This is a genomic window from Longimicrobium sp. (assembly GCF_036554565.1).
In the GTDB taxonomy this organism is placed as follows: Bacteria; Gemmatimonadota; Gemmatimonadetes; order Longimicrobiales; family Longimicrobiaceae; genus Longimicrobium.
Genome location: NZ_DATBNB010000138.1, coordinates 1 through 7,340, shown reverse-complemented (window position 1 = coordinate 7,340; position 7,340 = coordinate 1). Strand labels below are relative to the sequence as shown.

At 71.6% G+C, this 7,340-nt stretch carries 8 protein-coding genes; 5 read left to right on the top strand and 3 right to left on the bottom strand.

Going from position 1 to position 7,340, the window contains the following annotated elements; all coding sequences use genetic code 11:
* From VIB55_RS03730 to VIB55_RS03710, 5 genes are all read left to right on the top strand, one after another.
* Nucleotides 1–564: glycosyltransferase family 2 protein (locus VIB55_RS03730; protein WP_331875326.1), on the top strand; the 564-nt coding region annotated here is incomplete at its 5' end.
* Nucleotides 554–1,942 carry an O-antigen ligase gene (locus VIB55_RS03725; RefSeq protein WP_331875325.1) on the top strand — a complete coding sequence of 463 codons (1,389 nt, stop codon included), beginning with the start codon at nucleotides 554–556 and terminating at the stop codon, nucleotides 1,940–1,942. The genes VIB55_RS03730 and VIB55_RS03725, both read left to right, overlap by 11 nt.
* Complete coding sequence (locus VIB55_RS03720) at nucleotides 1,939–3,003, top strand: glycosyltransferase family 2 protein (RefSeq protein WP_331875324.1); 1,065 nt, start codon at nucleotides 1,939–1,941, stop codon at nucleotides 3,001–3,003. Before VIB55_RS03725 ends, VIB55_RS03720 begins: the two co-directional genes overlap by 4 nt.
* 2 nt (nucleotides 3,004–3,005) lie before the next feature.
* Nucleotides 3,006–3,818, top strand: coding sequence for a WecB/TagA/CpsF family glycosyltransferase (locus VIB55_RS03715; RefSeq protein WP_331875323.1), 813 nt, complete (start codon nucleotides 3,006–3,008; stop codon nucleotides 3,816–3,818).
* The gene (locus VIB55_RS03710; protein WP_331875322.1) at nucleotides 3,815–4,750 is read left to right on the top strand and encodes a GNAT family N-acetyltransferase; all 936 of its coding nucleotides are present in this window, start codon (nucleotides 3,815–3,817) and stop codon (nucleotides 4,748–4,750) included. Before VIB55_RS03715 ends, VIB55_RS03710 begins: the two co-directional genes overlap by 4 nt.
* A gap of 93 nt (nucleotides 4,751–4,843) precedes the next feature.
* On the opposite strand, the gene VIB55_RS03705 is transcribed toward VIB55_RS03710, so the two are convergent.
* The 3 genes from VIB55_RS03705 to VIB55_RS03695 form a co-directional block, all read right to left on the bottom strand.
* On the bottom strand, nucleotides 4,844–5,593 hold the full coding sequence (locus tag VIB55_RS03705; protein ID WP_331875321.1) for a polysaccharide deacetylase family protein: 750 nt from the start codon (nucleotides 5,591–5,593) through the stop codon (nucleotides 4,844–4,846).
* Between the two features lies 1 nt (nucleotide 5,594).
* Complete coding sequence (locus tag VIB55_RS03700; protein ID WP_331875320.1) at nucleotides 5,595–6,749, bottom strand: acyltransferase; 1,155 nt, start codon at nucleotides 6,747–6,749, stop codon at nucleotides 5,595–5,597.
* 3 nt (nucleotides 6,750–6,752) lie between these two features.
* Nucleotides 6,753–7,340, bottom strand: a 588-nt coding sequence (locus tag VIB55_RS03695) for a glycosyltransferase (RefSeq protein ID WP_331875319.1), incomplete at its 5' end; no start/stop codon positions are given.

Sequence of the window (7,340 nt, the reverse complement as noted above, 5' to 3'; positions counted from 1 at the left end):
GCCGGCCCCGTGCTGCCGATGTTCGAGGGCGAGGTGCCCGAATGGGTGAAGCGCGGCGGCTTCTTCGAGGCGCCGCGGCTCCCCACGGGCGCCCACAAGCGCGACCCCGGCGCCGGCAACGTGCTGATCCGCATGGCCGTGCTCCGGGACATGCCCGAGCCCTTCGACCCGCGCTTCACGCTGACCGGGGGCGAGGACACGCACCTGTTCCTGCGGCTGGCCAGCGCCGGCGCCGTGATGGTGTGGGCCGACGAGGCGGTGGCGCACGAGTGGACCCCGGCCACGCGCACCCGCGCCCGGTGGATCCTGCAGCGCGTGTACCGCACGGCCAACACGTGGAGCGCCTGCGAGCGGGAAATCCATCCCTCGCCCCGGGCCGCGGCCCTGCGCGTGGCCAAGGGGCTGGCCCGCATCGGCATCGGGGTGGCGACGCTCCCGGCCGGGCTGGTGAAGGGCCGCAGCGGCGTGGTGCGCTCGCTGTGGTACATCGCCTTCGGCGCGGGGAACCTCACCGGGCTGACGCGGCTGCGATTCCAGGAATACCGGACGATCCATGGCGACTGAACTGCTGGCGCACCCGGGCGCCGCCACCCTTCCCCGCCCCGCGGCCGCACGGCCCCGCGCGCCCCGCCACGCCGTGCTCGAGGACGCGCTCGCCGCCGGGTACCGGGGGCTGGAGGTGGCGTTCTCCATCGTCGCGATCTGCCTGATGTCGCACGCCGTGGTCCTGCTGCTGATGCAGGGCGGCAGCGTGGGCAACGCCGAGGCGTACGAGGGCAACGTGGTGATGCGCACCATGTTCGGCGTGGTCCACGCCATCAGCGTGGGGATGGTGGCCGTGCGGTGGCGCGCCTCGCTGCAGGCCGTCAGCCGGCGAGCCACCCTCCTGGTGCTGATGGCGCTGGCGCTGGCGTCTACCGAGTGGTCCGCCGCGCCGGGCCTTACGCTTCGCCGCGCGATCGCCTTCGTGGGCACCACGGCCCTGGGCGTCTTCCTCGCCGCCCGGTTCACCCCGCGCGAGCTGCTGCGCGTCGTCGCATCCGCGTTCGGCGTGATGGCCGTGCTCTCGCTCCTTTTCGCCGTGGGCCTTTCGCAGTACGGCGTGGACCACGGCATCCATCCGGGCGCGTGGCAGGGCGTGTTCACCCACAAGAACGTGCTGGGAAAGGCCATGGTGATCGGCTCCGTCACCTTCCTTCTCCTCCGCGCGGACCTGTCCCGCGAGCGGCGGTGGATCGGCACGGCCGGGCTGGGGCTGTGCGTGTTCCTGGTGCTGATGTCCACCTCCAAGACGGCGCTGAGCATCATGCTGGTGCTGTTCGCCTCGGCCGCGCTCTTCCGGATGCTGCGCCTGCGGATGGACCTGGCCGTGATCGTCTTCGTGAGCGCCGTCGTGGTGGGGGGCAGCGTGGTGGCGGTGGTGGCCAGCAACTGGGAGTCGCTGCTGCTGGCGATGGGCAAGGACCCCTCGCTCACGGGCCGCATTCCCATGTGGGAGGTGCTGGCGCGCACCATCCAGGAACGGCCCTGGTTCGGCTACGGCTACAACGCCTTCTGGCTGGGAGAGAAGGGCCCGTCCGCGGCGCCGCTCAAGGAGATCGGCTGGCTGACGCCCAGCGCCCACAACGGGTACCTGGAAGTGGCGCTGCAGCTGGGGCTGGTGGGCCTCCTCGTGTTCCTGGCCGGCTACCTGGCCGCCTTCCGCCAGGCGGTGGCCGGCGTACGGCGCACCCTCACGGCCGACGCGCTCTGGCCGCTGCTCATCCTTACCTTTACCCTGCTGTACAACTTCAGCGAGTCGGTGCTGCTGGAAAAGAACAACACCAGCTGGGCGCTGTACGTGGCCGCGGTCTGCTCGCCGCTCCTGGCCCGTCCCCCCGCGCCGCGCCGCCGGGGGTGGATCTCCGTGCCGGAACCGGGGCCCACGGCGGCCGGACGATGAGCGAGACGGCAGGGACAATGGACGGCGGCGGGCGCCCGCTCTTTTCGGTGCTCGTCGCCGCGTACAACCAGGCGGAGTGGGTGGAAGACACCCTCGATACCGTCGCGGCGCAGAGCTTCACCGACTGGGAACTGGTGGTGGTGGACGACGGGTCAACAGACGGCACGGGAGACCGCGTGCAGGGGTGGATGGACCGCCTTCGCGCCACGCGGCCGGAGGTGCGGATGGTGCTGGCCCCCATGCCCAACGGGGGGCAGTCGGCCGCCATGGAGCACGGCTTCGGCCTGTGCACCGGGCGGTGGATCGCGCTGCTGGACTCGGATGACCGCTGGCTCCCCGAAAAGCTGGAGCGCGTCGCCGCCGCCGTCGCCGCCGATCCCGCCGCCGGGATGGTCGTGCATCCCATGTACGTGATCGACGACCGCAACCGGCGCACGGGAGACGTCCGCCCCCAGCGCGCCGCCCTGTCGGAAGGCGACCTCCGCGAGCAGATCCGCCGGACGACGCGTCATGTCGCCCCCGCGACCTCCGCGGTCGCGATCCGCGCGGACGTGTTCGCCCAGCTCGTACCGATGCCGACGAAGGGGTTCCGCACCGCGGCCGACGCGTACCTGACGATGGGCGCGTCGCTGCTGGCCCCGGTGCGCGCCGTACACGAGCCCCTGGCCGAGTACCGCATGCACCCCGACGGCAACCACATCCGCACCATGCTGTCGGCGGACGGGGTGAAGCGCTGGGTGGAGCTGCAGACGGTGATCGCCGAGCACTTCGGGCTGGGCGCCGCGGCGGACCGCAACTCCTTCTTCCTCCGGCACGTGTTCGCGCTGCAGAAGTTCCAGGGCGGGCCGGGGCAGCAGGTGGGCACCTACGCGCGGCTGGCGCGCGCCACCTGGTCCGACGCGGCGTTCGGCCCGCGAGAGAAGCTGATCTTTTCCGCCTTCTGGACGGCGTGCCTGCTGGCGCCGCGCCCCGTCTTCCGCCGGCTGTGGCGCACCTTCCAGCTGAAGCAGACCGGGTTCGACAAGATCGGCCTGCGCTCCACCACCGACAGCTCCATCTGACGGTGCGAGAGGCGGCCCCGGCCGGAGAGCGAAAGGGCACGCCTCCCGCGTTCCCCGCGCCCCGCGTGACCATCGCGGGGGTGCCGGTGGACGTGCTCACCCGCCAGGACGCCGCCGCGTGGGTGGTGCAGCGCGCCCTGGCCGGCGAGCCGCCGGGCTACGTCGTTACCCCCAACGCGCACCACGTGGCGCTCCTGCGCGACTCGGAGCGCTTTCGCGGCGCCTACGCCGGCGCGGCGCTTTCCGTGCCCGACGGCGTGTCGCTGGTGTGGGCGTCGCGGCTGCTGGGCGTGCCGCTGCCGGAGCGGGTGGCCGGGGTAGACCTGTTCGAGGACGTGTGCGCGGCCGCGGCGGGAACCGGCATCCGCATCTTTCTCCTGGGCGGGCGCCCGGGCGCGGCGGACGGCGCCGCGCGGGTGATGCGCGGGCTGTATCCGGGACTGGAGATCGCCGGGACGTACTGCCCGCCCTACGGCTTCGAGCGCGACCCGGCGGAACGCGAGCGCATCGCCCGCGCGGTCCGCGCGGCGGCGCCGCACGTGCTGTTCGTGGCGCTTGGCGCGCCCAAGCAGGAGATGTGGCTGCAGGAGAACCTGGCCGCCCTCGGCGTTCCCGTCGGACTGGGCGTGGGCGCCGCGTTCGACCTGGTCTCCGGGCAGGTGCCGCGGGCCCCGCGGTGGATGCGCGGCGCGGGGCTGGAATGGCTCTTCCGGCTGGCGGTGGAGCCGCGCCGCCTGTGGAAGCGCTACGCCATCACCAACACACGGTTCGTGGCGCTGGTGCTCCGCCAGCGGATGCGCGGGCGCGGGGGATGAACTTCTTTTCGTCCGATCCCTTCCTGCACGCCCTGGCGGCCGCGCGGTTCAGCGGGCGGCGATGCGAGCCGGCGCTGGTTTCCGTGGCCGGGCAGGTGTTCCGGGTGCTGTCGGTGGACGGCACACCCGTGACGGGGGCTCCCTTCGTGGACTTCCTGGAGCCGGCCGCCGCGGACCCTCCCACGGGAGTCCGCCCCGTGGCGTGGATTCCCGTCGCGCTGCGGGGCACCGTCACCCTGGCCGAGTGGAAGGGCGCCGGCGCGCCCCCGGAGTGCGAGCCCTGCCCCTACCTGGACTGGCGGGGCACGCCGTCGTGGGAAGAGGCCGCCGCGCGCCTCCCCCAGCAAACGGATACGCGCCGCAAGGGAAGAAAGCTGGAGGCGGAGGTCGGCCCCATCCGCTACGTCGCGGACGACCCCGATCCCGCCGCCTTCCAGCGCTGCCTGCAGTGGAAGTCGCGGCAGTACCGCGCCACCGGCGTGGGAGACGGGTTCGCGGACCGGCGGAACGTGGAGCTGTTCGAGCGGCTGCGCGACACGGGACTCCTCACGATTTCGTCGCTGTACGCGGGCGAGCGGCTGGCCGCCGTGCATTTCGGCGTGCTGCACGAGGGGCGCTTCGCCTCGTGGATCCCAGCGTACGACGTGGAGTTGCAGAAGTACTCCCCAGGCAGGCTTCTTCAGCACGCGATGATGGAGGACAGCTTCCGCCGGGGCGACACCGAGTTCGACTTTCTGATCGGCGACGAGGAGTACAAGTACCTGTACGCCACCCACGTGAGGATCGCCGGCCCCGTGGGCACGCCCCCGCTGAAGGTGCGGGCCCGCAAGGCGGCGAAGGGCGTGGCCCGGGCGGCACTGCAGAGCACGGGGCTGCTGGATCACGCCAAGCAGCTGAAGCGCTGGCTGCGCGACCGCCGGCAGTCCGGCTAGGAGATGCGATCACGCAAAAAACGCGGAGGCGCGGCGAGAAGAACTCTCTCTGCGTCTCCGCGTCTCTGCGTGATGCCCTTCGTCGATGGATGACTACGCGGTCGCCCGGCGGATCGCGTCGCGGACGGGCAGCACCTCGATCCCGGCGGCGGCCACCGTCCGCAGCGCATGCTCCAGGATGGCCGGCGTGGAGCCGTACGGCGCGGGCGAGTCGGAAACATCGTGGGTGAAGAAGACGATCCACCCGTTGCAGGCCTTTGCCTCCGCCACCTGCTGCTCGATCCGCTCCGCCGACCAGTGGCGCACCTCCAGCGACACCGCCCAGAGCTGCCCCAGGTCCAGGAACCCCGCGTTGATCCCCGGACGGATGCCCCGGCAGCAGGGGTACAGCCGCGAAAAGAGCAGCTTGGTGCGCGGCGAAACGTCGCCGTAGGGAAAGGCGAAGCTCGTCATTTCCACGTCGCCCAGGATGCCGTGGACGAAGTCGGCGTTCCGCTGGGCGTCGGCCAGCAGCTCGCTCGAGCGCACCTCGGGAACGTACCGGTGAAAGTACGTGTGCGAACCCACCTCGTGCCCGGCGGCGTGCAGGGCCCGCAGGTCGTCGGCATCGTAGTAGTCGATCCCCTCTTCGCGGATGCCGCAGAACCGGCCCGCCGTGAAGTAGGTGGCCCGTCCCCCGAAGCGCTCCACGAGGGGTCCCCCCGCGGTCCACGCGGACCTGGGAAAGTCATCGAAGGTGATGCTGGCCACCGGCGCCGTGAGCCGCGACCGCGCCCACTTCACCGGCATCCGGCGCGACGCCCAGTTGACGAGGCGGTCGCGGAATGTGAACGGCTTTCCCACGCTACGCCGCGGCGGTGCCGTCCCCCGACGGCGCGGCGGGGACGACGGCGGGTCCCGCCGGGTTCTGCCAGCCGGGCGCCGGGCGGCGGCCGGCGATGCGGTCCTTGAACGCCTGCAGCGGCGTCTCGAAGTAGCGGTAGCTCACCGAAGCCGCCACGACGCTGATCGCCACCGCCACCAGGTACATCCCCCACCCGGAAAGCGGCAGGCGCCTGGTGACGTTGATGGCCAGCATGTGCATCAGGTACAGCCCGTAGGAGATGGAGCCCAGGTACGCCAGCACCCGGTTGCTGAGCGCCCCCTTGAGCCCCGCGTCGGGCCGGATGCACCCCGCGCCCACGACGGCGGCGATCAGCAGCGTCATCCAGGGATTGGGCACGTGCAGCGCGTACGCGGCGGACATGGCCACGAACGCGGCCGGCAGGCTCCAGCGCTGCCCGAGAACGGCGTAGACGGCGTTGAACCCCTGCGCCCAGTGCAGCGCGTACGCAAGGGCACACCCCACCAGGATGGGCGCCGACGGGCTGGTGACGATGCGCGCCGCCGTTCCGCCCATCCGCAGCACACCCGCGCCGATCAGCTTTTCCAGCAGCAGGTCCACCGCGAACACCACGGCCAGGAAGGCCGCAGGCATCCACTTCCTGCGCGACTTCTTGATGATCCAGGGCCACACCAGGTAGAACTGCTCCTGCGCGGCCAGCGACCACGCGAAGTAGAAGATCACCCGGCTGGCATCCAGCGAAACGAACCAGTTGGCGGTGAACGTCAGGTACGCGGGCAGGTTGCGCCAGAACGCGGCGCCCGCCTCGGTGCCGGACTCCATCGTCCACACCAGCACCACGTACATGGCCAGCACGGCGTAGTACAGCGGGTACAGGCGGATGGCCCGGCGGATGAAGAAGCGGCGCGGCGAGATGTCGCCGTACTTTTCGCGCTCGCGCAGCAGCAGCGTGGTGATCAGAAAGCCGCTGATGGCGAAGAACAGGGCGAAGTGGATGGGATAGCCGAAAACGCGGCTCTCCAGCCCCAGCGCGTGGTGCCCGATGACGAAGAGAATGGCCAGCGCGCGAAGGCCGTCCAGCGTGTCGAAGTAGCGGATCCCGCGGAACGCCTGGTGCGGCGTCGCCGGCGGGCCTGCCGTCGCGGTCGCGGCCACGGCTCAGGCGCCGGCCGCCACGGGCTCGCGCGCCGCCGCGGCGCGGTAGTGCCGCATGTACAGGTCGGCCGAGCGCTCCAGCGACAGCTCGCGGCTGACGTAGTCCCGGGGGGTGTAGCCGTCCAGGCCGGCCACGAAGCGGTCCAGCGCGGGCTCGAAGTCGCCCATGTCGCGGAACTTCTCCCCGCACTCCGGGGCAAAGTACGGCACCGACGACGCCGGAACGGGGTGCTCCTCCCACCGGGGGCGGTTGGGGTCCAGCCAGAAGCCGTTGTCCCACGCCAGGATGGGAACGTTGGAGGCCATGGCCTCCTGGTAGGCCAGCCCCTGCGTTTCGTGCTCACACAGGAACAGCATTCCGCGCGAGCGGGCCAGCGCGGCGTGGTAGGCGGCGTGGTCGTGAAAGCGGTAGCGCAGCACCTCCACCCTCAGCCCGCGCCGCTCCATCGCGGCGAGCACCGGGTCCAGCAGTTCCGGAACCAGGCGGTCGCGTTCCCAGCGGATCTTGTCGTACACCAGGATGTCGGTGGTTTTTTCCTCCGCACGCGTGTCGCGCCACTCCGACGTGTCGAGCCCGGAGAACCACAGCAC

Bases quoted from the DNA above. Each gene is read 5' to 3' on its own strand.
- VIB55_RS03725 (WP_331875325.1), top strand. From the start codon at position 554: ATGGCGACTGAACTGCTGGCGCACCCGGGCGCCGCCACCCTTCCCCGC.
- VIB55_RS03720 (WP_331875324.1), top strand. From the start codon at position 1,939: ATGAGCGAGACGGCAGGGACAATGGACGGCGGCGGGCGCCCGCTCTTT.
- VIB55_RS03710 (WP_331875322.1), top strand. From the start codon at position 3,815: ATGAACTTCTTTTCGTCCGATCCCTTCCTGCACGCCCTGGCGGCCGCG.